This window comes from Prevotella marseillensis, assembly GCF_900625065.1.
Lineage (GTDB): Bacteria > Bacteroidota > Bacteroidia > Bacteroidales > Bacteroidaceae > Prevotella > Prevotella rara.
Window position 1 is genome coordinate 1 of the sequence record NZ_UYXY01000010.1, and the last position, 23,946, is coordinate 23,946.

A 23,946-nucleotide genomic window follows, 5' to 3' on the forward strand; every position below is an offset into this window, starting at 1 on the left:
CCCAAAAAATCCCCATGTGACGAGTTGAAATCTCAACTCGTCACACCATAAAGCCTTGATATTCATGAGCTTAAGCGGCATTGTGACGAGTGATGAGTTTTTATTAAAAACTTTTTCCGTTATGCGGTGGGCGATGTAGACGGTACATTTTGGTGTATACTCTTATATAAAAGCATACCTTTCGCATTGTCGTTTGCCGCATATTGGAGCCTGAAAGGTGCCCTTTTGCATTGCGAAAGGCCGTCTTTTGCAGTGCTTTTAAATCCAAATCTGTTATTATGATTCGGCCGGATTGCCGTTTGTCTTTATAAAATCGGGAAATGCGTGCAGTATTTTCTGCCGGCAGCACTCATTATGATTAGAACAAAAAGACAGAAAATATGCAGGCAAGACATTTGGACAGGCGCCGCTACTTCATGGAAGAGGCGGCAACGACAGAAAAATATTTTATACCATATCTCAGCCGTTTTATAGCTACGAGTGGGGTTAGAGTGCTTGAGGTGGGATGCGGTGAGGGAGGCAATCTGCTGCCGTTTGCGCGCAGGGCGTGCCGTGTTACAGGTGTGGATATGTCGGAACTGAGAATCAGACAGGCGCAGACTTACTTCAGGGAAGAAGGTGCCGCGGCTGAGCTGGTGTGCTGCGACATACTAGACTACGACTGCCGTGGCCGCAGCTTCGACCTCATCATAATGCACGACGTGGTGGAGCATGTGCCCGACAAGGCCGCACTGCTGTCAAAGCTCGGCTGCATGCTGGCTCCTCATGGTGTGGTGTTCGTAGCCTTTCCGCCGTGGCAGATGCCTTTCGGCGGCCATCAGCAGATAGCCCGCAGCCGGTTGTTGTCGCGCATGCCGTTTGTCCATCTCCTGCCTCGTGCCGTTTATGGGCAAGTGCTCCGGTTCTTTGGCGAAGACGACTTCACCGTAGGTGAACTGATGTCAATAAGGCAGACGCGCTGCACGGTAGAGGCTTTCAGCCGTATTGCGGCGCGGGCGGGATATGCCGTGGCCGACATGCGGCTGTGGATGATAAATCCTCACTATGAAACCAAGTTTGGCCTCAGGCCGCTGATGTTGCCCTCGCTGCTGCGCATGCTGCCGTATGTCAGAAACTTTCTTTCCTCGTCGTGCTTCTATGTGCTGCGCCGCAGCTGACGCTGCTGCCGGCGCTAGTGGCTGGTTCAGAACGTGGTGCCCTTAAAGATATTGCTCCGCTCAGGCTTCCACAACATTCCGCTCAGCGTCAGTTTGTTAGAGTTGAAGTTGGGCTGTATGCTGACGGTAGCCTTGTTGGCATCCTTCCATAGCGAAATGAACAGCTGCGCCGATATGCCTTTGCCCGATACGTTCAGCCTTACGTAGGTGTTGCCCTTCTTGTCGGAGCTTACCTTATAGCCCGTAACGATGCCCTCGAGCGTTATTCCGCCCAGGCCGTTGAAGCCCGACACCGGCACGTTGAACGCCACCTGCACGATGGCATTGCTGCCGCTGACTGCCACAAAGTTGGTGCTTGCGGTTACGTGTGCCGTATATCCGCGCTTAAACTCCACTTTGTCGGCCTCTATCGTAAACGCTGTGTCGTTTATTGCCTGCACGGCTTCGGCGTTCAGGGCGCTGTCTATGCGTGCCTCCATCAGTTTTCTCTCCTTTTTGCTGAGCTTCCTGTCCTGTGTCCCGTTTTGTGCCATGACTGCATACGCTGCTGCCACGAACATTATGAATGTTATTATTGTTCTCATGACGTATAAGTTTTTTTAGTTTGTCTTTTATTATAATAACCCGTAAAACCACGAAAACGTGCATTGCGGCAGGTGAAAAATAGCTAATAATGACGATAATTTATTTTAAAATCAGATGTCGCAGATGGCTTCCTGTTCTTGTAAACTCATGTAAAGAGTAATCTGTCATTGATACGTCGTTTGAACTTATTCAGTAAGTCGTATTCATGTTCTAAGTCGTCCATTTGCATTTCATTGGTGTTTTCCGGTATCTTTTTCATTAAAATGGCAGAATAGCGACGGTTTGGACAAAACTATGATTACTGCCAATGGGAAAAGCACGTGTAAATTACTCATGATAAAAAGAGGCTGCTCCTTTGAATATATAGGTGCAGCCTCTGATTCTTATGCTAACTAAAATTTATTAATTTTTTTCTTCCAATAAGGGCAGCGTTTTTATGTGTTGTCCGTTACTCATGGTTATTTTATGATGATTTTGCTTGTGGATGTAGTTCCGTCATCATAAGTATTCTTTATAATGTTGATGCCTTTTGCTGGTGCAGACAGCTTTTCGCCTGTGACAGAATAATACTCTCTGTTTGTTATCATCTTGGTGCCTGTCATGGTGCTTATGTCTGAAGCATCGCTGAGGTCGAGTGCCAGGTTGTAAAGTACGTAGCGGTCTTCACCTTCAGGCTCGCGTGACGATTTGGTGTAAAGGAAGCATACTCTGTGTAATCCGGCAGAGAATGTCATAGGAGCTTCGAGCTCGTCAGAACCAGCAGATGATGTGCCGGCAAATTTGGTTATCTCAGTTCCGTCTGAATATATCACAGTTCCGTCTGAGAACAGAATTTCGTCAAGAAATGCTCCAAAAGGTGTAGAGCTGTTGCGTCCGCTCCATGTCAGTGTGCCGGTTTTGCCTTCAGGTACGATGAAGCTTACTTCGAGCCATGAGTCAATAGTGCTGTCGCTTGTTAGTCCTGATGTAGAACTGCATGCTTTGCTGCCGTCGAGGGTCCAAGGATGCTCAATGCTGGTATCAAACGAGAAATCGCCTTTTTCAACTATCGGTGAATAGTCGTAAATTATCTTTTCTGTAGTGGCATTGCAGTGGATTGTTACATCGCCGGCACTTGTGTGAAGCACAACGTCACCGCTGTGTTCGCCTATGTCTTTACGTGTAAAGGTCAGTTTTACAATTCCGTATTGATATGGCTCTATTGTCTTGACGTCGCCTACATAAGAGAAGCATCCGTCGCCTGTAACTGAATTTATTTCCAGATTCTTGCTGCCGAGGTTGTATAGTTTAATCTCAGCTGTGTCTGTTTTTTCAATGTTGTCAAAATAAGATTTGGCAAAATTTACTTCATGCGTTGAAACATCAGTTCCGTTTTCCTGTACAGGATAGAGTGTAAGGTCGAAGTCGTAGAAATAAGCCTGGAGCTTTGTTTCGGCAACCCCCATTGTATACCAGTCTAGTATGATGCTGTATATGAATGTCATGTCATATGTGCCGCTTTTCAGGATAATTTTGTCAGAGAGATCGTGTTCGTTGGATTTCTCAGAGCCGTCCAATGATTTGTTCACAGGATCGCCGTTGAGATATATCATTGCCTGGTTAGGATACAGACCAGTGGCCATACCTTTCCAAGAGAATGTGGCAACATTGCCTTCTGGTACAGTGATGCTGATATTTACGCCACTCTGGCTATCATCGCCGACATTGGTAGAGGCTAGTACGGGGAAACCGGTTATGTCGCTTGTGACAATCATCGATGATGTTGACTCTTCGTAGGGATATATCTTGATGTCACCATTCTTTATGACACTTGAGTAGTCGCAAACTTCGTTGGTATTAGCCTTTACGGTTAAAGTTGTAGATTTTCCGTTTTCGTCAGTGAATGTGACAGTTCCGCTGAATGGGCCGCTGTTCTTTGCAGTAAGAGTTATTGGCAGCAGTGAGATGTTGCCTCCGGGCACTTCTTCTCTTCCCTCAACTGAAAGTTCGTCAGTGCTTGTGGATATTGTGTATTTTGTGTTGGACAGACCTTTATTTTTCAGTTTGATTTCTTGTGTATAAGGTATGCCTGTAAACAGATTCTTTTCAGACAGGTCTAATGTCTCTGGGCTTACTTCGAGTTGGGGCTCGTTGGTCATCTTTGTTATTATGGCAGATTTATAGAAGTTGAGAAAACCGGCGTGAGAGTTGTCTTCTGCAAACAGTGCATAAGATCCGAAACCAGTTCTTGGTATTAGTTCTGTTCCGTCTTCAGATACGTCGAAGACGAGTTTCTTTTCCTGGTACAGCTGATAATCGCCTTTGTCATCTGGCACAGTAGAGAAATCGCCGGCAACAAGAACGGCGTATACGGCTTCGCTTCCGCTGTACAGGTCACCGAGTACGGTGTAGTCTTCACGTGTGTTTTGTTCGTTTATAGGTGGAGTTTCAATGGTTATGGTACGTTTTTCTGCATCATATGTTCCTGTTACAGGGTTGCATCCCTGCCATCCGGAACTTGCGTAATTGCTGTTGTCAACAATATTATAGAATGTAACTTTGTCTCCGTCAATAGTCACTTCAATACTATAGTCGGTTTCTGACAGGTCTGTATATGAGAAATATCCATATTTGGGATTATAAAAAGACATGGCTGTGGCCCAATATGGATCGGTTGATCCGACAGTGTTGGCCTTTAGCAGGTTTCTTGTTGCTGACTTGGCCATGCTGGTGTTTTGTCTTACTTTCATTGTCTGTCTTGAAGATAGTGTCTTTGTTGCCATATTAGACTCTTGTGCCATGGCTTTTGTCATGCCGCAGAAAATCAATGTGGCTATGACTGCAAAGATGGAAAGTTTTTTCATGTGTTTATTGCTTTGATGTTAGACATAGTTTAAATTTGTACTCACGTGTGTACTCGAACTGCTGCAAATATATGTGATAACGGTCAAAAGCAAAAAAAATCAGGACCTGATAAAGTCCTGATTTATAAATTGGGATAAAAAAGCCCGTAAGGCGCTGTTATTTCTTGTGATAATTTTCGCGTGCAAGTTTCTGATACTGAGCGGGAGAAAGTCCGGTAACCCTCTTGAACATGGAAAAGAAACCAGAATGAGACCTAAAACCAACGCTGGAGGCAATGGCGTTGATTGTAAGATTGCCATACTCGTCAACTTTATTCATGCGTTTGCATATTTCCTTTACCCGGTATTCGCCAAGCAGGGTGGTGAAGTTGCAGTTTAATTTTTCGTTGATTACCTGCGATACATATCTGTTGTTGCTGCCGACAAGTTCAACGAGACGGTCGGCTTTAAAGTCGGGAGAGTAGATTTCTTCAGACGTCTGCATGATATTGATGATCTTGTTCAGGAGTATTCCTTTGTCTTCCTCGCTCAGTCCGCTTGTTTTGTAGCGTGATTTTGCATCGGCGGCGTTATTCTCGTTATTTTCTTTTTCCTCCAGCATTTTTTCATAATTTATGCGCATGTTCCTTTCTATTTCTTCTCGCTGCAGGCTCTCAAGTGTGTTGTTGTAAAGATGTTCATTGCTGCGTTTAAGATTTTTGTTCTTTATATAAAGCATTATTGCGAGAACCATGATGATGGTTGTTACGATAAAACCGATGCGTGTAAGCAGTTCTTCCTGTTTGTGTTTTTGTATGATTTCCGCCATACGTTTGTCCATTTCGTTTATCTGGTCGAGAAATTGCATCTGGCTCACCTTTGCCACTTGATTATAGTTGAGCAGTGTGTCTTTAAGCTGGTAATACTTGTTACGGTAGATGTCTGACAATTTTGTATTGCCACTTCTTAAATAATATTGGGCCTGAAGGTTGTAAATGTCAAGAATGGCGTCTTTCATGTCGTATTTAAAGGCTATGTTGCCTGCATCCTTCAGCTCGCAGATAGCCTGTTCGTATTTGTTTGTTGCCGCAAGAGTACGGGCAATGTTTATATGTGCAATGTAGACATATCGCATGTTTTCTGCGGTGTGGCTTGTTGATTGTTTTTGTTTTTCAAATATGTTGAGAGCTTTGTCATATTCCTTTGAATTAAGATAGTTCAGACCTTTATACATATTTATATTATATGTGCGTATAAAGTCATTTCCGTTTTGTTTTTTTGCTGCGTAGTGTTTTTGCATGTTGCGTATAGTGTGCAGCTTGTTGAGGTTGAAAGACACAAACACCATGTTGCTGAAAGCCATGTTTAATGAATTGTTGTCGTTTTCTTTCAGACTCTCATAGAATGCTTTTTTATAATAGTTCAGAGCCTTTTCTTTAAGCGGCTTGTCCTTACACTGCTCGGCTAAAGTCTGGAACATGCAGCCGAAGTTCAGGTCGATATGTGCAAGACCGCAGTTTATATCTTCTGCGATGTGTTTGGCTTTTAGAAGACTCTCGTATGACTTTTCGTAGTTGAAGAATTTAAAGAAATAGACATACCAGCGTCCTATATATCCGTTCATTGTCATTTCCTTGTCATGTCTGTCCATGTTGTCTGAATAGCGGTTGGCAACAATGGAGAAGCATACCAGGGCGCTGTCGGCTTTGTCGCTTTTGCTGATATATCCGTTTCCTATCTGAAGTAATTTGTCCGAGGGCATCTTTATGTATCTTGAATAGAAATTTGGATGTCCTGAGATATTGCATGTATATGTCAGCATTAAAAATATTATCGTAAGTATGGCTATTAACCTTTTTGTGCTTATCATATTTTTTGTGCTTTTGATAGTTTGTTACAAATTTACTGATTTTTTTATATTCGGGCAACGCAGATTTAATTTTATTTGTTCAAAGTTCGCAGAATGTTTATATTTTAAGCATATTCTTGTGACAATGTCTTGATGGTTGTTTTGAGGAGTGTATAAGTTTCGCAGTATAGTTTCTTTATTTTCTGCGTATAAATTCGAATAAAATGTTAGTTTTGTGTAGTTTTTTGGCCGTAGCTGCGTCTAACGGTTAAAAGTAACTTAATTATTCGGATAAGATAATGGAAACAACGGAGAAACAATTTGCGCAGATTGTGCGGGAAAACCGCAGCACGATATACACAGTGTGCTATATGTTCTCGAAAGATGCCGACGACGTGAGCGACCTGTTTCAGGAGGTGCTTATCAACCTATGGAAAGGTTTTGCGGCCTTTGAGGGCAAGAGCGACATAAGGACATGGATCTATCGCGTGAGCCTTAACACGTGTATTTCGGTCGACCGTAAGAAGAAAAGGCACAAGACCGTGCCGCTGTCGATGAGCATCAACCTGTTTGAAGACAACGATGCCGACACGCGCCAGGTGCAGTTGCTGTATAAAAGAATTAACCGCCTCGGACCTTTCGACAAGGCTCTGGTGCTGCTTTGGCTCGAAAACCTGAGCTACGACGAGATTGGGGCGGTGATGGGTATATCGGCAAAGAATGTTTCGGTTAAGCTCGTAAGGATAAGAGAGTTGCTCAAAAAAATGTCAAACGATTAAAGAAAGGATTCTGTTATGGAGAATATTATAGACAACAACGGACTTGAGGAAATGAAGGCGCAGATGGCCATCCTGAAAAACAAGATAGAAGGGCAGACCATGCTTAACGAGCGCCTGATGAGGCGGGCGATGAACGACCGCATGTCGTTGGTAAGGCGTATGGTGGTTTTGGATGTGGTTATGGTGATAGTGTGCATTGCAGCTATGTATGCTTTCATGGAACTGTTCGGCCTGTCGCTGCTGTTCTTTGTGGTGAGCGTTGTGCTGTTTAGCTGGTGCCTGGTGTCCTCTGCCTATATCAACAGGATAAAGGAGAGCGAACTGCTTGAGGGCGACTTGCTGAAAACAGGCGAAAAGCTGGTAAGGATGAAGCGTCAGCGTGTGCGTCTGATGATGATTAACCTTCCGCTTGGTTTGGCATGGGCTGCATGGTACGGCTATGAGATGATTAGTTTTGAGACAGCAAGGGGCGGCAGTCCGCGGAGCATGATTGTAGGTCTGTGTGTAGGCTTTGTCGTAGGAATAATCCTCGGACTGATGATGCTCCGCAAGATGCAGCAGGCTAACGACATAGTGATACGACAGATTAAGGAGATGAAGGATTTATAGAAAATATTTTTGTGTGGTTGATAATATAACAGAATCCGGTGAAAGGCATTAATGATGTTTGCCTTTCACCGGATTTCGTTATGTTGCGAAATGCTTTATTCTTGTTGTCTTTTCAGAACTTAACCACGCGACTGCCGTCTTCCTGCTCTTCGATAGTTACTTTTGTGGCGTTTTCGGGCAGCAGGTCTTCTATCAGTTCGGGCCATTCTATGAAGCAGATGCTGTTGTTGTAGAAGTATTCTTCATATCCCATGTCATACACCTCTTCAATTTTCTTTATTCGGTAGAAGTCGAAGTGATAGATTGTGTCGCCGGTTGTCTCTGACGTGTATTCGTTGACGATGGCGAAGGTGGGCGACGTTATGACGTCTTCAACCCCCATACACTCGCATACGGCCTTGATGAATGTTGTCTTGCCGGCGCCCATCTTGCCGTAGAAGGCAAAAACGTTGCTGCGTCCCATGTTGTCGACAAACTGTTTTGCCGCATGCTTGATGTTTTCAATGTTTTCAATTCTTATCTCCATATTGTTGGTGTTTTTACGTTTCGTTATATTGTCTTTTCACCTTGTTCCCTTGCTTGCCTTCCTGTCCGGCTGCCTGGTTTAGCGCTTGCGCGCCTTCAGGGTTATCAGCGGCACAATCATCTCTTCGAGAGAGATGCCGCCATGCTGGAACGTGTCTTTATAGTAAGACACGTAGTAGTTGTAGTTGTTGGGGTAGGCAAAGAACGAGTTGCCCGTGGCAAACACGTATGATGTGCTAAGGTTGGGGGCGGGCAGCTGTGCCTTGTGCGGCTCCTTTATCACGAACACTTCCTTGGCGTTGTAGTTGAGATTCTTGCCCAACTTGTATCTCAGGTTGGTGTTTGTGTTGCGGTCGCCTATGATTTTCACCGGCTTAGATGCCCTTATGCTACCGTGGTCGGTGGTTATCACGACGGTGTAGTTGCTCTGCGACAGCAACTTGAACAGATCTGCCAATACCGAATGGCGAAACCAGCTTAGCGTTATGCTGCGGTAGGCCGACTCGTCGTTGGCAAGTTCGCGCACCATTTTCGACTCTGTGCGGGCGTGGCTCAGCATGTCGATGAAGTTGATTACCACCACGTTGAGGTCGTTTGCCTCAAGCTGATTGAACTTCTGTAGAAACTTGTCGGCGCCAGCCGAGTCGTTAATCTTATGGTAAGAGAACGTGTCGCGGCGGCGAAACCTTTCTATCTGTGTTCTTATCAGCGGCTCTTCGTTGAGGTTCTTGCCTTCTTCCTCGTCTTCGTCAACCCACAGCTCGGGAAACATCTGCGCTATCTGCACGGGCATCAGTCCGCTGAATATCGCGTTGCGGGCATATTGTGTCGCGGTTGGCAGAATGCTCATGTAGGTCTGTTCGTCGATGTCGAACATGTCGCCTATCTCCTGCGAGAGCATGCGCCACTGGTCGAGGCGGAAGTTGTCGATGACAATCATGAACACCTTTTCGCCGTTGTCGAGCATGGGGAATATCTTTTTCTTAAATATGTCCATGCTCATCAGCGGTTTGTCTTCGTTGTCGACCTGAGTGTTCTTTGGCGTCTGCCTCATCTGGCTTAGCCTTAGCGTGCCGCGGCTTGCTGAAGATGCGCCAGCCTGTTGTGGCGCCACCCAGTTCATATAGTTGGCCTTTATATATTTTGCGAAGCCGTTGTTGGCCTCTTCCTTCTGCATGTTGAGCATTTCGGTCATGCTGCTGTCGGTGCTGCTGAGCTCCAGTTCCCAATGGACAAGGCGCTTATAGACGTTCATCCAGTCGTTGTATGTCTTGCAGTCGTTTATCTGCAGGGCTATGTCCTGGAAGCTTTGCTGATAGCCGCTCTGCGTTATTTCGGTTACAATCTCCTTGCGGTGAATGTTCTTTTTGAGCGTAAGGAGTATCTGGCTCGGGTTTACCGGCTTTATCAGATAGTCGGCAATCTTTGAGCCTATGGCCTGATCCATGATGTTTTCCTCCTCGCTCTTGGTTACCATAACCACCGGCGTGGCGGGCGATATTTCTTTGATGCTCTGCAGGGTCTCCAGTCCGCTCAGGCCGGGCATCATCTCGTCGAGCAGAATAAGGTCGAAGGTCTTCTGACGGCACTGGTCTATGGCGTCGGTGCCGTTGGTGACTGTAACCACTTCGTAACCTTTCTTCTCGAGAAAAATGATATGCGCGCGTAGCAGTTCTATCTCGTCGTCAACCCAAAGTAATAATCCGTTGCTCATGTTACTCCTTTCTTTTTGTTATGCTGCCCTTGTCAGGCAGACGGTCGCAGTGTCCTTTTCATGACATATGTCGCAGCAGTGTTGCGGCAGTCCGGGTATTGCATCAGAAGCCGTCGAGGTCGTAATATTCGTCCTCAAGGTCGTATCCGTTCTGCTTGTTGTTGCTGTCGTTGCCGTTATTGTTGTTAGTGCTGCTGTTAGCATTGCTGTTTCCGGTGCCGGTGTCGTCGCCAAAGTCGAATATCAGCTCGTCGGTATCGTTGGCTGCCGGCTCCTCTTTCTGCGGAACGGCAGGCACAGGCTGCTTAGTCTGTTGCGGCTGTTCGGGCTGCTTTTGCGGCTCAACGGCGTCTGTCATAACGTCTGTCTGTGCGTTGCCTTGCTGTGTCTGGCTTCCGGCAGCGTTGCCGTTGGCATTCGTGTCGTAGACATCTGTGCTTATTTCAAATCCCTGTGAGTCTTGCGTAGCTGGCTGATCAGTCTGCGGCTCAGGCTCAATCATGAAGCTGTTGTTGTCGGTCTGAGTAGTGCCCTGCTGCGCATTGCCGTTGTTTGTGGCATTGTTCTGCTGCATGTCTGGTATCACTATGCCGCCGTCGTCAGCGTTGCCGCCGGCTTTTTCTTCCTCAACAGGTATAGCTATCGTGTTGTCGTCCTGAGAGCCTGTTGCAGGCGTGTTCTCAGGTTCAACAGGTATGGATATTCCGCTGTCGGCCTCTCCTGTTGCAGGCTGATCATCGTTGATGTATAGACCTTCTTCTATTACGCCGCCGTTATACAGTCCGTCGGTCTCGCCGCCTTCGCCGTTGTCCGGCTTTTCAAACTCTATGGTAGAAGGCTCCGTGAGCAGTCTGACGGTGCTTATGCGCAGCGGAACGAAGTGCTGCTCGTAGAACTTGTCGTAATCGTTGTAGCTGTATTGCGTTCCGAGCAGTTCGATGTTGCTGTCACTGATGATTATGGCGCGCCCTTTCTGTGCAAGCTTCATCACCTGCTGGTTCTTGTAGAGCTGGCGTGCATACTGCAGAGCCTCGTCGTAGTTTCTGAATCCGCTCACCATCATGCGGTGCATGCCGTTGAGTTCGTCGATGACGATATCGAAGTTGCGCACGATGAAGTTAGAGAAGTTGAAGCGCGCAAGCTCGAAGAGCAGCTTGTTCTCGTTGAGCGAGTCGGGCGAATAGACCATCATGAACGTGAAGTCGGTGTTGCGTTCGGCTATAAACTTACGCGCGGCGATGGAGTCGCTGTCGCTCAGCACCACCGAGCGGTGTTCCCACACGTCGCCGATGTCGAACTTTCCGCCACGCAGCTGTCGTCCGGCCTTCACTCCGTTGATAATCATTCCGGCCATGGGGCTTACGTCGCTCTGCGGATACTTGCTAACCACCTCCTGCATGTCTGTGAGGCAGCCGTTGCTGTCGCCGCTGTTGAGCTTGCTCAGTCCGCCGATGAATATAAACTTATCGCGGTTGGCTCCAAGCGGGAATCGTTTTGCCGACAGCGACGTGTTGGCGCTCACCTCCTCGTATTTGCCAGCCTTGAAGGCGTTGTATGTGGCAGCATAGAGCGAGTCTTCTATATGTTCGCCGAACTTGGCGTTCTCTTCAAAATAGGGGTCAGACAGCAGAATGGTCCACTGACTCTTGGGGTAGCTCCGCTTCAGCTTGTCGAGGAATATGTTTGCCTGCGTCTTGTCCTGCCGTCGCGAGTAGAGCAGGTAGAGGTGATAGAAAGCCTCGTCCATGTTCTCAAAGTCGGGATAACTGTCTGTAAGACGCCGCAGGGTCTTCTCGCTCAGCGTCAGATTGTCGAGCTTGTCCTTGAATATAATGCCGGCATGGAATAGTCCGTCTTCAATGATCTTGTTGCTTTCGGCCACCTGCTCCTCCGTGAACGGTATCTGCTTGAGATAATATTCGCGCTTGTGCGGGTTGTTCTGCGCGCTGTCCATCACGTTTTCGAGCGAGTCGGCAGCAGCCTCTGCCGCCGCGATGGAGTCTCTCATCTCGTCGGTCATTTCGGCAGGATTGTTGTCGAGCGACACGACTGTCTTGTTGACACGTTGCCAGTCGTCCACATTCTCACGCCGTCCCCACATCTTCTGGAACGTAGCCTTACCCTGGCTGACGGCCGTCGGGTTGTAGAAGTACCATTTGCCCGACTTGTCAGTGGCGTTGTTGGTCATGTTGTTGGTGTTGTTCATGTTGCCCATTCCGCCCTGCTGCGCCATCTGCTGCTGCGCGTCAAGCTCAGCCTGTGCGTCGCGTTCTTCCTTCTCTTTCTTCTTCAGAGCCTCTATCACGCGGTCGATGGCCTCGTTTCTTTCTTTCTCAGGCATCTTTGCCAGGGCCTGGAGCGAGTCTTGCAGGTGTACGGCGTCGGTGTATGGCACTAGTTCGTCCAGCACCTTAGAGCGTTCCGACAGCTGTTCGTAGTCGTCGCGCTCCTTGTCGAGCAGTCCTATTGCCTCGCCATAGCATCTGCCTGCGTTGCTATAGTCCTCCTTGTCCCAGTAAATGTCGCCGAGAGTAAGCAGCAGCACGCCCTTCTCAATGCCGTTGCGTGTCGACTTGGTGTTGCCCTTCTCGTAGGCGGCAATGGCGTTGGCGGTGTCTTTCTGCAGCATGTATATGTTTCCGATGGCATAGTAAACCTGGTCGAGATAATCCTTGTTGTTGTCCGACGCCGCCATGCGCTTCAGTCGGCGTATCATCTTCTTCGACTGCGTGCCTGCCATAACTTCGCTCATTGCTATGCGTGCGTTAAATTCAAGTTCGTATGGCGGGTTGAGTCTTATCACGCGCTTATATGCCTTGTATGCGTTTTCCTTATGTCCTAGAGCTGCTTCGAGCTGTCCCATAAGATACCATTCTCGTGCGCGCTGCTTGCGCCTCATTTCGTGCTTTATGACTTTACGCAGATACGGAATTGCCTCGGCATAGCGCTTGGTGTGGATATAATAGTCGGCGTAGGTGTAGTCCCATTCCTTCACGGCGCGCCAGTGGAGCGAGTCACGTTTGATTTTCGTTATCACGTCTTCGGCATCATAAATCCAGCCTTCCTCGATGTAACATTTTGCGAGCCATGCCCTTGCACGGCCGTATATGGCTGGCTGAGTAGAGTAGAGGCGGCTCATGTAGGCAAATGTGGAGGCGGCTTCGTCGAACGAGCCTTTCATAAACTGGGAACGTCCCATCAGCATCCATGCCTTCCACAAGAAGGGATTATACTCCTTGCGGTTAAGCCACTCTATGTCTTTCTCCGTTTTCCTGCGGCTTTTGGTCCATTGTGGTCTCTTCTTTATGCTGTGCAGCTTTATTGCCTTCTGGCTTTTCTCTATGGCGCGGTCAAAGTTGCTCTTGCCGAGGTCGCGGCTCGCCTTGTTGCCCACGGTGTAGAGTGGTATCATCTCCGTGAAGTTGTCCTTGTTGCCGGTCTCCTTTTCGAGCGATCCGTCGATATACGCCAGCGTGCCGTTGTAGTAAGTGTTGTAGCGCGCGTTGAACGAATGCCACCAGCGGCTCTGCGCAGTGTTCTTCTCCGTAGAGCAGCCGGCCGTGATGAGCAGTGCTATCAAGGCGGCAATGGGGATTATATGTCTTGTCTTAATTGTCTTCATAACGTGGCGGCACAAGTGAGCATGCCATGTTTATATAACTTACCGGGATCGATTTTATTGTCTGCCATGATAAAAGAGTCAGCCCTCCATCAGCATTATTGCCTCGTCTTTTATCTGGTCAGGCATGTTGATGCCTCTCAGGGTGAGGCTTGCCGTCCATTCTTTCACCTCTTCGGGGCGCATGGTGTAGAGCACTTCGGCAAACTGAGCCGCCTCTTCGTCTGTGTAAGAGTCGGATTTGCGGCCTTTGTATGCGTCGAGTTCCTCGTCGTCAAAATATTCTATTTCTTTAACGGCCTGTTCCATCACGCAGTCGTGCATGCAAGATGCACCTGCCTGTGCGCACGCTGATTCGTTTGCGCACGATGTGCCGCCTTCAGGCTGTTCGGCTTTTGGCAGACGATGGCGAACGGCCTGAAGCAGAATGTAAAGCAGCGCCATGGCTGCGAGACAGATAACGAGCAGTCCCATATCAGGCTCCGGCCTCCTCTCCGATGGTGAATCCCGCCTTCTTGAGGTCAGTCCAGAAATGTGGATACGACTTGCTTACCACCTGTGGATTGTCTATCTTCAGTCCAGGTATTTTTATGGCAGCAGGAGCGAAGGCCATAGCCATGCGGTGGTCTTCGTATGTGCTTATTGCAGCGTCTGCTTCTGGTTCGCATCGTGTTCCGTCCCAGCACAGTTCGCCGGGATGAGGCTCACTTATAACGTATCCGAGTTTTCTCATTTCGGTCTTCAGTGCGTCTATGCGGTCGGTCTCCTTTATGCGGAGCGATGAAAGTCCCGTGAAGCAGAACGGTCTGTTCATCATGCAACAGCATACAACGAAGGTTTGAGCCATGTCGGGCTGGTTGATGAAGTCGTAGTCGAGTCTGTCTGAAATCAGACTTATGCGTTTCAGCGTCACCGTGGTTGGCACTCCTTGTTCGCGTGTCTGAAAGAATGTCTTTACGCCGAGCATGCTGAAGAGATATTTCACGGCAGAGTCGCCCTGTCGTGAGCCGTCGGTCAGTCCGGTGAGCTTAACTTCTGATTCTTCTTTACCGTTGATTGCAATCATCTCATACCAGTAAGACGCTGCGCTCCAGTCGTTCTCTATGAAATAGTGGCGCGGTGTGTATGGCTTCGATTCTACTTTTATCGTGTCGCTGCCAATCCATTCTGCCTCGGCGCCAAAGTCTATCATTGTGCAGAGAGTTAGGTCGATGTACGGGCGTGAGATTATTTCGCCAGTCAGTTTAAGTTCAAGTCCTTTCTTCATCACCGGCGCAATCATCAGTAGTGCCGATATATATTGCGAACTGATGTTTCCCGGAATTTCTATGCTTCCGCCTTCAAGTTTTTTGCCTTTTATGAGCAATGGAGGATAGCCTTCGTTGCCCTCATAGCTTATGTCGGCGCCGAGATACCGCAGAGCCTCTACAAGCAGTTTAATAGGGCGTTGCTTCATGCGGTCGGTACCAGTCAGTATGTGTGTGCCCGGTGTCACGGCAAGATATGCCGTCATAAAGCGCATGGCTGTTCCTGCCGCCTTTATATCAATTACTTCGGGCATGTCGCGCAATGCGCTTAATATCACTTCTGTGTCGTCGCAGTCCGACAGGTTGTCGGGCATTATGTTGCTTCCTGCCAGTGCGTTTATTATGAGCGCGCGGTTGCTTATGCTCTTCGATGCCGGCAGGTTTATTGTGGCATTGATAGTTTTTGGTGCGTTAAGAATATATTGCATTGTCAGAAAAATCTGTAATTTGTTGTTTCTTTCGGCATCATGGTCGTGTCTTGTATGGCCATGTCTGCCTATGCGCCCGTGCGGGCGTGTTATTATTAATGCAAAGGTAATGTATGTTGCACACAATACAAAATAAAAAGAAATAAAAAATCTTATTTTGTATGCGGGCTTTAGTTCGGGTTTATCATTGCTTTTTATGAGATATTTTTATTGTAAATTTGTGTTAATGCGATACTCTATTTGTTAATTCTTAGTGCCGAATAATACCGATTTTTCATTCTTGACGGCCATTTGGCAAAATATTATGCTAAAAGTGACGCTTTTGTGCAATGCGCTGATTCATAGGTGGTTATGCCTTTTGCTACATGATTTGCCGTTCTAAAAGTTGTGCTTTATGCCCTTTTGCGTTGCGAAAGGCCACGTTTTGCAGGCTAAAAGGCCGTGTTTTAGATGTTATTCAGCCGTGTTTCGCATCGTTGATAACCATGTTTTGGCATGAAAACAATTGAAAAACTGTGGATAACTGCCGTTAAACGGCATCATTTTGCGCTGTCATTAGGTGTTTTGAATGATTGTCGGTGTATTGTTTTTTGTAGAATAATGATTTCTGTTGTGTTAATGCAAAGACCTCAATGGTTAAACTTTGTTTATAATAGATGTTCCATTTCATGATTATTGCGGATAGAATGATGCAGCTTATATTATTGGTTTTGCGTTGTAAAAATGTGCATATCTTCCTTTTTTAGTCATACATAATGGTTGGTTTTGAGCATTATCTTTAATCAATATTTATGTGTCCTTATTGAGCATGAAAGGGCTTTAAAAGGATGATATTTAATAAATATTTACGTTGAAAGTGCAAAAAAACGCGTAAAAGTTTGCAGATGTCATAATAAGTGTGTACTTTTGCACCCGCAAATAAGGACGGGATGTAGCGCAGTTGGTTAGCGCACGCGTCTGGGGGGCGTGAGGTCGCTGGTTCGAGTCCAGTCATCCCGACCAAGAAATTGGGCTAATATGTTGATTATTCAGCATGTTAGCCCAATTTCTTTTATGCTATCTGGCAGATTAATGCAATTGACATTTACGGACCGTTGCATTATATTGAAGTTATAAACATAAAAAAGAGCGACAGCTTATGTAGCTTGTCGCTCTTTTTATGTCTGTATGTCATGGTGAGTTATTTCACCGAATTGATCCACGTAGCAATGTCGTTGAGCACTTCGGGCGATATGGTTTCCTCGATATTTGCGTATTCGTTCACAGTACCCATTGTGCAGTGCTGAAACAGGTGGTTAAGTCCGCTGTATGTTTTAATCATGTTTTTCTTGTTCTTAGGCAGCAGTTTCTCTATGCTTCCGATGTTGGTTGAGGCTATAACCTGTGTGTCGCTGCTGCCGTTTATGGCCATAACGGGGCATTTAGTCTTGGATATAGACGGGCGAGGGTCAAAGGCAATGAAATAGTTTAGCCACGGATTATTCATTTCTATAATCTTTGCCATGTTGTCAGTGGCAGCTTCGGGCAGGTTGGCTCCTGCCTTCGCGGCAATCTCTTTCACCGCAGCCTTGGCGTCATCGGTTGTCTTTTTGTCTATAATGAAGTCGTAAACACCACGCAGAACCTTTGTATATCCGGCGCACATATTGTCGGTATAACCGCTCATCTTGAGGAGTATGAGGTTCTGTTCCATCAGGATGCTGTCGCCCCTGACGCCTGTTCCTGCCATGCTTACAATGAAATCGGCCTTGCCAGTTGCTGCAATCATGAATGCTATGCACCCTCCTTCGCTATGGCCGAGCACTCCGATTTTGCCGAAACCCTTTGTTCCGCGCACATATTCAACGGCGGCAAGCGCGTCTTTCATAAAGTTTTCGGTGGTGGCATTGGCTACGTCGCCCTTCGACTTGCCCATGCCGCGGTCGTCATATCTCAGCGATGCTATGCCGTTGCGTGCCAGAAAGTCGGCTATGACGAGGAAAGGCTTGTGCTCAAATATTTCCTCATTGCGGTCTTGCAGTCCGCTTCCGGTAACCATCACCACAACAGGCACCGTGCCCTTCTTCATCTTCTCGTATCCCGTGGGGTAGGTCAGCGTGCCGCTGAGCGTGGCGTTGTCTTCCGTGTTGCTGAATGTCACTTCCTCTGTCTTATACGGATAAGGCTCCTTTGGCGTCTGCGGCCTGTTGCGCTCCACCTTTCCTTGTTTCATTTCCAGCGGAAACGACATGCCGCTCTGGCTGAACGTGCCTTTCAGCATGCCGTCTTTCTCTTCGCCTTCAAAGGCGGCCATTATTGCCGGTATGCTTATTTTCACCTTTGTCTCTTCGCTTACGGCTATTTCGGCCGGTATGCCTTTCACGTTCTGGTCGGGACTGTCCATCGTGCACGACAGCTTGTTGTCTTTGTCTTTTGCTATGTTGAACACGATGTTCAGCGTGGCCTGTCCCACGTTCAGCTTGCCGGTCCAGCTGCCGTCAAGTTTCTGTGCTGCAGCGCTCAGCGTTGTCAGCAGCGCGACGATAAGGGTAAATATGGTCTTCATCATTTCTGTAATTTGTTGATTATAAGATTTTTCGTTATGTGTTTTTCCGTCCGTTCACGGTGCATGGATGCCTTCGTTGTGCAATGTCAGGCGCAACGGGCTTTGCAAAGTTAGCAAATTTTTGGTTAAAGTCAAAGTTTGGAAATATAAAATGCGTGCAGATAAAATAAGAATCCACGGCATTTTTTATCTCTGCCGTGGATTCCCTTAAATAGAAATTGAACCAAGTATTATGTCTTTTTGCTTTTTTATCGTGTTACGATAGCCTGAAGTATGGCCTTTCTCATTTGCTCCTCGTTGTTCGGGCTGTCGCAAATGGTGTAAGTCAGTTTGTCGTCTACGTAAACTCCCATCAGATAAAGGTCGATCATGTGCAGTTCTGATGCCTGGCTGTACTGATATCCTCCGAATGACGGACCGTAGAATTTGAGTGTTACCTTGTGAGTCTCACCGTTGTACTGGAGTGCCGGATATGTTATGTCATACGGATAAGTGAGATAATAAGCCACGTTGCCGCTTACGTTAGACAGGATGAACTTAGCCTTGAGAGACTGCATGTTAGCGTTTTCAATGGCCTGCTTCAGGGCGTCGTTTTCCTTAATCTCCTTAGCAAGTATTCTTCCGGGGATGCCGTTGATGACCAGAGTAGAGTCGCCTTTATAGAAACTTGCGGTGATGCCGGTTATAGAGTCAACCTTGTTTTCGTTGTTCTTGTCTGTTATAGTATCGTTGAAGAAGTAGATTTTGTTCTGAGTCTGCCATGTCGAGCCGCCGTAATAGTTGCCGCTCATCTGTTGCAGCCATGTCTTGTATGTCTCGGGATCGATGCCTCCGTCGTCGTCAGTGCCAAGACATGATGTAAGTGAAACTGCCATTGTGCAGCACATAAGTAATGCGAACAATCTTGATAAATTTTTCATTTCAGTTAATTTTTGTTTTTTAATATTTATGATTTTTTACTTCATAAATAACACAGCGATGCAAACCTTGCATCGCCTGTTGTTAAAAAAGTTTAAGATAATGCTCTCTGCGATTATTTCTTGGCTATTTATATATGTTTTCCCTCGCTATGCAGGAGATTCATAAATTCCTCTCTTGTCTTGGCCTGGTTGAATGCGCCTGAGAAGTCGCTTGTGGTAGTTATGGCGTTCTGCTTCTCTACGCCTCTCATCTGCATGCACATGTGCTTAGCCTCTACAACCACCATCACGCCCAGCGGCTTCAGCGTTTCCTGTATGCAGTCTTTTATCTGCAGCGTCATTCTCTCCTGCACCTGCAGCCTGTGGCTGAATATATCTACCACACGGGCTATCTTGCTCAAGCCGGTGATGTATCCGTTGGGGATGTATGCCACGTGCACTTTGCCGTAGAACGGCAGCATGTGGTGCTCACAGAGCGAGAAGAAGTCGATGTCCTTCACGATAACCATCTGGTTGTATTTCTCTTCAAACAGGGCGTCGAGCAGCACCTTGTGGGCATCTTGCGTATAGCCTCTGGTGAGTATCTGCATGGCCTTTGCCACGCGCATGGGTGTTTTCAGCAGACCTTCGCGCGAAGGATCTTCGCCAAGAAGCTCTAGAATACTTTTGTAATGTGATGCCAGGTCGTCGAGACCTTCACGGAATTCTGTTTCAGGATTCATTATCTTATATGTGTTTTTTTATAATAAATGGTTTGCCGGCATAATCTGTTTTCATGCCGTGCTGATTATGTTGCCTTTCAGTTATGCCGCATATCTGATGTCGGCGTGGCCCGGTGTCAATATCCTACAGTGATTTTTCCTTTCACTATGCATGCCTGTCTGTAGCCCATGCTCTTTATCTCTTTCAGCACGCTGTTTGCCTCGTCGTAGGTTCTGAAGTTGCCTACGCGGCATATCCATCGCGGAGAATAGAAGTGGACGTAAACCGGAAGGTCCGGAAATCTCATCTTTATTGCACTTCCGATGCTCTCAGCCTTCTGGCGGTCTGCCCTTGAGTTGCCTCCCGAATAAGCCTGAACGCGGTAGCCTGTGATTCTTCTGCTGTTGCGCATCACTTTCTTGGCCGTGTTCACTGCAGGTGCGTCTGTCGACGGGCTTGTGCTTCCTGATGCATAGTGCTGTTCCTTTAGTGGTTCTTCAACGGTATCTCTTTTTTCCTGAGCCTTATGTTGCGATTGTTTGTGCTCTGTAGCGGCTGTCGCGTTGTTGCTTTTTTCGTTGGTGGCCGTTGTCGGAGCCGACTTAATCAGCTTGGCGTTGTTTACCAATTCGTCGATGTCTTTGCTCTGACTCACGGTCACGGTTCCCTGTCCGGCCTTGTCTGTTCTTAGGTCATTGAGGAATGATTGCGCCTCAGTGTTGAGGCTGAAGCCCAATGTCAGTGATAATAAAACGGCGAATTGTTTCATTCTTTTTTCGGATTATGAGTTTTATAAGGTTAAATAAGTAAACGGGATTTGGCCGCGGCAGGTCGTTAATGCCTTGCCCTTGGCCATCCCGTTTAATGTTTCAGATTATTTCCATGCGTCGATGATACCCATGAAGTCAGCAGCCTTCAGTGAGGCGCCGCCGATGAGTCCGCCGTCGATGTCAGGTTTAGCGAACAGCTCAGGAGCGTTGCTTGCCTTGCAGCTTCCGCCGTAGAGGATAGATGTTTCTTCAGCAACTTCGTTACCATACTTCTCTGCTACGATGCTGCGGATGTAAGCGTGGATCTCTTCAGCCTGCTCAGCTGTGGCTGTCTTGCCTGTGCCGATAGCCCAGATAGGCTCGTATGCTATAACGATGTTCTTGAACTCTTCAGCTGTGAGGTTGAATACGCTGCCTTCGAGCTCAGCCTTAACAACTTCGTTCTGCTTGCCTGCTTCTCTCTCCTCGAGGCTCTCGCCGATGCAGAAGATTACTTTCAGGCCGTTCTTCAGTGCGAGCAGCACCTTCTCTTTCAGTATTTCAGGAGTTTCTCCGTAGTATCCGCGGCGCTCTGAGTGGCCGAGAATAACATACTGAGCACCGGTGCTCTTTACCATTTCAGCAGAAACTTCGCCTGTGTAAGCGCCCTTCTCTTTGTCTGCGCAGTTTTCAGCGCCGAGAGCTATCACGTCCTGATTGAGGAACTGTGCTATGCTTGCCAGGTGGATGAACGGTGTGCAGATGATTACGCCGCAGTTTGGCTTGTTGCTGTTAAGAGTCTCGTTAAGTTCTTTTGCCAGGGCGATACCGTCCTGCAAGTTCATGTTCATTTTCCAGTTACCTGCTACAATTTTCTTTCTCATTTTTCTTTCTTTTAAAAAGTTGATATATTCTGTTTGAATGTTCTTTCTCTTTTAGCCACTGCGTGAACTTCCATGTGCGGTCGGCAAAGGTAAGCAACAGCAGCGGAAGTATGTACCACAGCAGTATTTTTGATATCTTGCCCGTCACGGAGTCTTCGGGCAGGTGTCCGTATTCTGTCGTCTCCAGCTTGCCCGTCTGATAGCTTAGCTGCGGCAGGTCGTTGTGGCTCCATTTGCCTATCACCACTCCGTCTTTCAGCAGCAGCAGTCCGGGGTTGCTTCTTATCACGGTCTTCAGCGTGGTCTCGTCGGTGAGATAGAACGGATATTCGGCTCCCGTTATGTCGCGCCAGTGCTGTATGCCCTCGTCGGTGCTTGCCGTCAGTCCGTAGAACGGATAGCCGTGGCTCTGGCAGTATTCGTATATCTGGTCGATCTCGCCGAAGTTGGAGTCGTCGGCATATTCGAGATGTGGCGATATCAGCAGGAATGTGTAGCCGCGGCGGCTGAGCACGCTGTCGGTAAGGTCTTCGCTTCCGTCGGTGGTCTGTATGAAGAAGTCGTGTATAGGCGGCACATATCCCTCGGATATCTGCACGGTCTTGCTGTCGATGAATGTCCATGTAGAGTCGGGATAGTTCTCGAGCGTAAACTCCTTGCGCTGTCCGTTCTTCTCAAGTATGAACGTTGTCTCAAACTCCGGACCCTTTGCCCCCTCGGGTATCTCCATGCCCTTCTTTATGTCTGCGCCTATGTGATAGGGGCGGAAGTCGAACTGCGGCAGGGTGTAGAGGCTCCTGGTGCTCGAGAACAGGATGAAGATAATGGTGTAGGTTATCACTATCCACTGGTTGGTGCGGCTGATGAAGCGGGGCATCATCAGCGGCTTTACGCACAGCACGATGGCTGCCGCCAGCAGAACAACGTTTTTATAGAAAGTCTCCCAGTTGGTAAGGATTATGGCGTCGCCGAAACATCCGCAGTCTTTTATCGGGTTGGCAACGGCGAGCCACAGCGTCAGCGGAGTCATTATGGCCATGAACAGCAGCACGAGCCTCGACATGAGGCGGCGGTGTATGGCAAAAAGAATGAACACGCCGAGGCAGAACTCAAGTCCGCCAAGCAGCACCGATGCGCCAAGCGTGAGATAGTCGGGCACATACTGGCTCAGCTGCACCACGTTGAGATAGTCCTGCAGCTTGTATTGTGTGCCTAATGGGTCTATAGCCTTGACATATCCCGAAAAGATAAACGTCAGCGATATTACAAGGCGGCAGACGTTGACCAATATTCCCGTTATGGCTTTTCTTGCGTGCATCGTCAATGTTTAAGAAAGTTTTATCAGCCCGAACACGGCATAATTGATTATGTCCATGTAGTTGGCGTCTATTCCTTCAGACACCAGGGTGGCCCCGTGTATGTCTTCTATTTCCTTTACGCGTTGTATCTTTGTGAGTATGAAGTCGGTGTAGCTGCTCACTCTCATAGAGCGCCACGCCTCGTCGTAGTCGTGATTTTTCCTTATCATCAGCTGCAGTGCCTCGTCGGCCTTCTTGTCGTATATGGCCAGTGCTTCGTCGGCAGATATGTCGGGCGTGTCGGCAAAGCCCATCTCGAGCTGTATCAGGCCAACTATACCATAGTTGATGAGCGCTATGAATTCGGGGCGTATGCCTTCGCCCACGAGCGACTCTTTCTTTATCTCCAGGCTGCGTATGCGCTTGGCCTTGATAAACAGCTGGTCGGTGAGCGACGAGGGGCGCAGTATGCGCCACGACGGGCCGTAGTCGTGAAGTTTCTTGGCAAACAGTGAGCGGCATTCTGCCATGGCGCTCCTGAATTGTTCTTCTGTTTTCTGATTGTCTTTTGACATATTTTCTGAATAATCGGGTGCAAAGTTACTAATTTTACACGATATACGGCCAATATAAAATATTAATTAATAAAAAAGGTGAGCCGGCGGCGTCATTCTTTCATTCTTTTGTTTATGTATTTTATCTTGGCGCATTCCACGTCGAACACCGTTTTCAGCGAGTCGCGCTTAACCCTTGTCAGCGTCAGGTTTCTCAGCTGTTCTGCCGTGGCCATGCCCTTGCTCTTCAGGTCTTCCACGGTTTTCTTCATCTGCTCATACTCGCTTTCTATCTTCTGCAGCGCCCTGTCCGTGTTCTCCACGTTCAGCTGTGCGCGCTTCAGCTCTATCTCCTGATACAGGCGCAGTGCGGCTTTGCGCTCGTCTATCGCCTCGGGGCATTTCTTTCGCAGCGAGTCGATCGTGGCGAGAGCCTCCTTATACTGTCCTTTGCCGAATTGCTCGCGTGCGTTGTCGAGCAGCCCTTCGGCCTCTTTCTTCATGTCGTTGCCTGTGCATCCTGCCATTGCCGTCATCATGGCTATGGCTGCGCAGAGCGTTGCTATCTTGTTTGTTTTCATTTTCTGTTTTGTATTATCGGGTGCAAATATAGTGCAAGTCGGGCGAAATGCAAAATAAATGCCCGTTAAACGGCTTATTATTTGATGTTTACGTGCTATGGCCGGGTCATAGTGTTGTATGATATATTTATTTTCTTATGCCTGTTGCCGGCCGTATGTTTTGTGGCGTTTGTGTATTGTCTATTATAGCCGTAGACAATCATAAAAAGTTTTTTATAAAAACTCGTCACTCGTCACAATGCCGTTTAATTAGCTGACTGACAGACGGTTAAAGTGTGACGAGTTGAAAATTCAACTCGTCACATGGGGCTTTTTGGGT

At 47.6% G+C, this 23,946-nt stretch carries 17 protein-coding genes, 1 tRNA gene and 1 pseudogene; 4 read left to right on the top strand and 15 right to left on the bottom strand.

Annotation, left to right across the window (positions count from 1 at the left end):
* The first annotated feature begins 380 nt into the window (after window positions 1-380).
* On the top strand, window positions 381-1,157 hold the full coding sequence (locus tag EJL04_RS15765; protein ID WP_125105623.1) for a class I SAM-dependent methyltransferase: 777 nt from the start codon (window positions 381-383) through the stop codon (window positions 1,155-1,157).
* Between the two features lie 26 nt (window positions 1,158-1,183).
* On the opposite strand, the gene EJL04_RS15770 is transcribed toward EJL04_RS15765, so the two are convergent.
* From EJL04_RS15770 to EJL04_RS15780, 3 genes are all read right to left on the bottom strand, one after another.
* Window positions 1,184-1,741, bottom strand: coding sequence for a DUF4251 domain-containing protein (locus EJL04_RS15770; RefSeq protein ID WP_125105624.1), 558 nt, complete (start codon window positions 1,739-1,741; stop codon window positions 1,184-1,186).
* A 459-nt stretch (window positions 1,742-2,200) separates the two neighbouring features.
* Entirely contained in the window at window positions 2,201-4,585 is a 2,385-nt protein-coding gene (locus EJL04_RS15775) for an Ig-like domain-containing protein (protein WP_125105625.1), read from the bottom strand.
* 157 nt (window positions 4,586-4,742) lie between these two features.
* On the bottom strand, window positions 4,743-6,434 hold the full coding sequence (locus EJL04_RS15780) for a helix-turn-helix domain-containing protein (protein WP_125105626.1): 1,692 nt from the start codon (window positions 6,432-6,434) through the stop codon (window positions 4,743-4,745).
* A 278-nt stretch (window positions 6,435-6,712) separates the two neighbouring features.
* On the opposite strand from EJL04_RS15780, the gene EJL04_RS15785 reads away from it, so the two are divergent.
* Window positions 6,713-7,192 carry an RNA polymerase sigma factor gene (locus tag EJL04_RS15785; RefSeq protein WP_125105627.1) on the top strand — a complete coding sequence of 160 codons (480 nt, stop codon included), beginning with the start codon at window positions 6,713-6,715 and terminating at the stop codon, window positions 7,190-7,192.
* 15 nt (window positions 7,193-7,207) lie between these two features.
* A complete protein-coding gene (locus tag EJL04_RS15790) occupies window positions 7,208-7,801 on the top strand; it encodes a hypothetical protein (protein ID WP_125105628.1) in 594 nt (197 codons plus the stop codon).
* Window positions 7,802-7,913: 112 nt separating this feature from the next.
* Here EJL04_RS15790 and tsaE read toward each other — a convergent pair whose 3' ends face one another.
* From tsaE to EJL04_RS15815, 5 genes are all read right to left on the bottom strand, one after another.
* Window positions 7,914-8,327: a tRNA (adenosine(37)-N6)-threonylcarbamoyltransferase complex ATPase subunit type 1 TsaE gene (gene tsaE, locus EJL04_RS15795; protein WP_021855123.1), complete on the bottom strand. Its 414-nt coding sequence runs from the start codon at window positions 8,325-8,327 to the stop codon at window positions 7,914-7,916.
* A 78-nt stretch (window positions 8,328-8,405) separates the two neighbouring features.
* On the bottom strand, window positions 8,406-10,040 hold the full coding sequence (gene porX / locus EJL04_RS15800; RefSeq protein WP_125105629.1) for a T9SS response regulator signal transducer PorX: 1,635 nt from the start codon (window positions 10,038-10,040) through the stop codon (window positions 8,406-8,408).
* A 103-nt stretch (window positions 10,041-10,143) separates the two neighbouring features.
* A complete protein-coding gene (gene porW / locus EJL04_RS15805) occupies window positions 10,144-13,662 on the bottom strand; it encodes a type IX secretion system periplasmic lipoprotein PorW/SprE (protein ID WP_125105630.1) in 3,519 nt (1,172 codons plus the stop codon).
* 78 nt (window positions 13,663-13,740) lie between these two features.
* Window positions 13,741-14,133, bottom strand: coding sequence for a hypothetical protein (locus EJL04_RS15810; RefSeq protein WP_125105631.1), 393 nt, complete (start codon window positions 14,131-14,133; stop codon window positions 13,741-13,743).
* Between the two features lies 1 nt (window position 14,134).
* Window positions 14,135-15,394, bottom strand: a complete 1,260-nt coding sequence (locus EJL04_RS15815) for a 3-phosphoshikimate 1-carboxyvinyltransferase (RefSeq protein ID WP_125105632.1) — start codon at window positions 15,392-15,394, stop codon at window positions 14,135-14,137.
* 925 nt (window positions 15,395-16,319) lie between these two features.
* Between EJL04_RS15815 and EJL04_RS15820 the strand changes: the two genes are divergently transcribed.
* Window positions 16,320-16,396: transfer RNA gene (locus EJL04_RS15820), tRNA-Pro, on the top strand.
* 178 nt (window positions 16,397-16,574) lie between these two features.
* On the opposite strand, the gene EJL04_RS15825 is transcribed toward EJL04_RS15820, so the two are convergent.
* The 7 genes and pseudogenes from EJL04_RS15825 to EJL04_RS15860 all read right to left on the bottom strand — a co-directional run bounded on the left by EJL04_RS15825 (window position 16,575) and on the right by EJL04_RS15860 (window position 23,627).
* Complete coding sequence (locus tag EJL04_RS15825) at window positions 16,575-17,942, bottom strand: alpha/beta hydrolase family protein (protein WP_206429397.1); 1,368 nt, start codon at window positions 17,940-17,942, stop codon at window positions 16,575-16,577.
* A 245-nt stretch (window positions 17,943-18,187) separates the two neighbouring features.
* On the bottom strand, window positions 18,188-18,859 hold the full coding sequence (locus EJL04_RS15830; RefSeq protein WP_021855115.1) for a DUF4840 domain-containing protein: 672 nt from the start codon (window positions 18,857-18,859) through the stop codon (window positions 18,188-18,190).
* 128 nt (window positions 18,860-18,987) lie between these two features.
* Complete coding sequence (gene folE / locus EJL04_RS15835) at window positions 18,988-19,581, bottom strand: GTP cyclohydrolase I FolE (protein WP_021855114.1); 594 nt, start codon at window positions 19,579-19,581, stop codon at window positions 18,988-18,990.
* A gap of 116 nt (window positions 19,582-19,697) precedes the next feature.
* Window positions 19,698-20,330 (bottom strand): SPOR domain-containing protein, encoded by a 633-nt coding sequence (locus EJL04_RS15840; RefSeq protein ID WP_021855113.1) that lies wholly within the window; start codon window positions 20,328-20,330, stop codon window positions 19,698-19,700.
* 105 nt (window positions 20,331-20,435) lie between these two features.
* A pseudogene (locus EJL04_RS16670) lies at window positions 20,436-22,512 on the bottom strand (BT_3928 family protein).
* A gap of 9 nt (window positions 22,513-22,521) precedes the next feature.
* A complete protein-coding gene (locus EJL04_RS15855; RefSeq protein ID WP_125105633.1) occupies window positions 22,522-23,067 on the bottom strand; it encodes a DUF1599 domain-containing protein in 546 nt (181 codons plus the stop codon).
* A 92-nt stretch (window positions 23,068-23,159) separates the two neighbouring features.
* On the bottom strand, window positions 23,160-23,627 hold the full coding sequence (locus EJL04_RS15860) for a hypothetical protein (RefSeq protein ID WP_125105634.1): 468 nt from the start codon (window positions 23,625-23,627) through the stop codon (window positions 23,160-23,162).
* Window positions 23,628-23,946 lie beyond the last annotated feature (319 nt).

Excerpts from the sequence above, each read along its gene's own strand:
- EJL04_RS15765 (WP_125105623.1), top strand. The coding sequence starts at position 381 with ATGCAGGCAAGACATTTGGACAGGCGCCGCTACTTCATGGAAGAGGCG.
- EJL04_RS15770 (WP_125105624.1), bottom strand. The coding sequence starts at position 1,741 with ATGAGAACAATAATAACATTCATAATGTTCGTGGCAGCAGCGTATGCA.
- EJL04_RS15775 (WP_125105625.1), bottom strand. The coding sequence starts at position 4,585 with ATGAAAAAACTTTCCATCTTTGCAGTCATAGCCACATTGATTTTCTGC.
- EJL04_RS15780 (WP_125105626.1), bottom strand. The coding sequence starts at position 6,434 with ATGATAAGCACAAAAAGGTTAATAGCCATACTTACGATAATATTTTTA.
- EJL04_RS15785 (WP_125105627.1), top strand. The coding sequence starts at position 6,713 with ATGGAAACAACGGAGAAACAATTTGCGCAGATTGTGCGGGAAAACCGC.
- EJL04_RS15790 (WP_125105628.1), top strand. The coding sequence starts at position 7,208 with ATGGAGAATATTATAGACAACAACGGACTTGAGGAAATGAAGGCGCAG.
- tsaE (WP_021855123.1), bottom strand. The coding sequence starts at position 8,327 with ATGGAGATAAGAATTGAAAACATTGAAAACATCAAGCATGCGGCAAAA.
- porX (WP_125105629.1), bottom strand. The coding sequence starts at position 10,040 with ATGAGCAACGGATTATTACTTTGGGTTGACGACGAGATAGAACTGCTA.
- porW (WP_125105630.1), bottom strand. The coding sequence starts at position 13,662 with ATGAAGACAATTAAGACAAGACATATAATCCCCATTGCCGCCTTGATA.
- EJL04_RS15810 (WP_125105631.1), bottom strand. The coding sequence starts at position 14,133 with ATGGGACTGCTCGTTATCTGTCTCGCAGCCATGGCGCTGCTTTACATT.
- EJL04_RS15815 (WP_125105632.1), bottom strand. The coding sequence starts at position 15,394 with ATGCAATATATTCTTAACGCACCAAAAACTATCAATGCCACAATAAAC.
- EJL04_RS15825 (WP_206429397.1), bottom strand. The coding sequence starts at position 17,942 with ATGATGAAGACCATATTTACCCTTATCGTCGCGCTGCTGACAACGCTG.
- EJL04_RS15830 (WP_021855115.1), bottom strand. The coding sequence starts at position 18,859 with ATGAAAAATTTATCAAGATTGTTCGCATTACTTATGTGCTGCACAATG.
- folE (WP_021855114.1), bottom strand. The coding sequence starts at position 19,581 with ATGAATCCTGAAACAGAATTCCGTGAAGGTCTCGACGACCTGGCATCA.
- EJL04_RS15840 (WP_021855113.1), bottom strand. The coding sequence starts at position 20,330 with ATGAAACAATTCGCCGTTTTATTATCACTGACATTGGGCTTCAGCCTC.
- EJL04_RS15855 (WP_125105633.1), bottom strand. The coding sequence starts at position 23,067 with ATGTCAAAAGACAATCAGAAAACAGAAGAACAATTCAGGAGCGCCATG.
- EJL04_RS15860 (WP_125105634.1), bottom strand. The coding sequence starts at position 23,627 with ATGAAAACAAACAAGATAGCAACGCTCTGCGCAGCCATAGCCATGATG.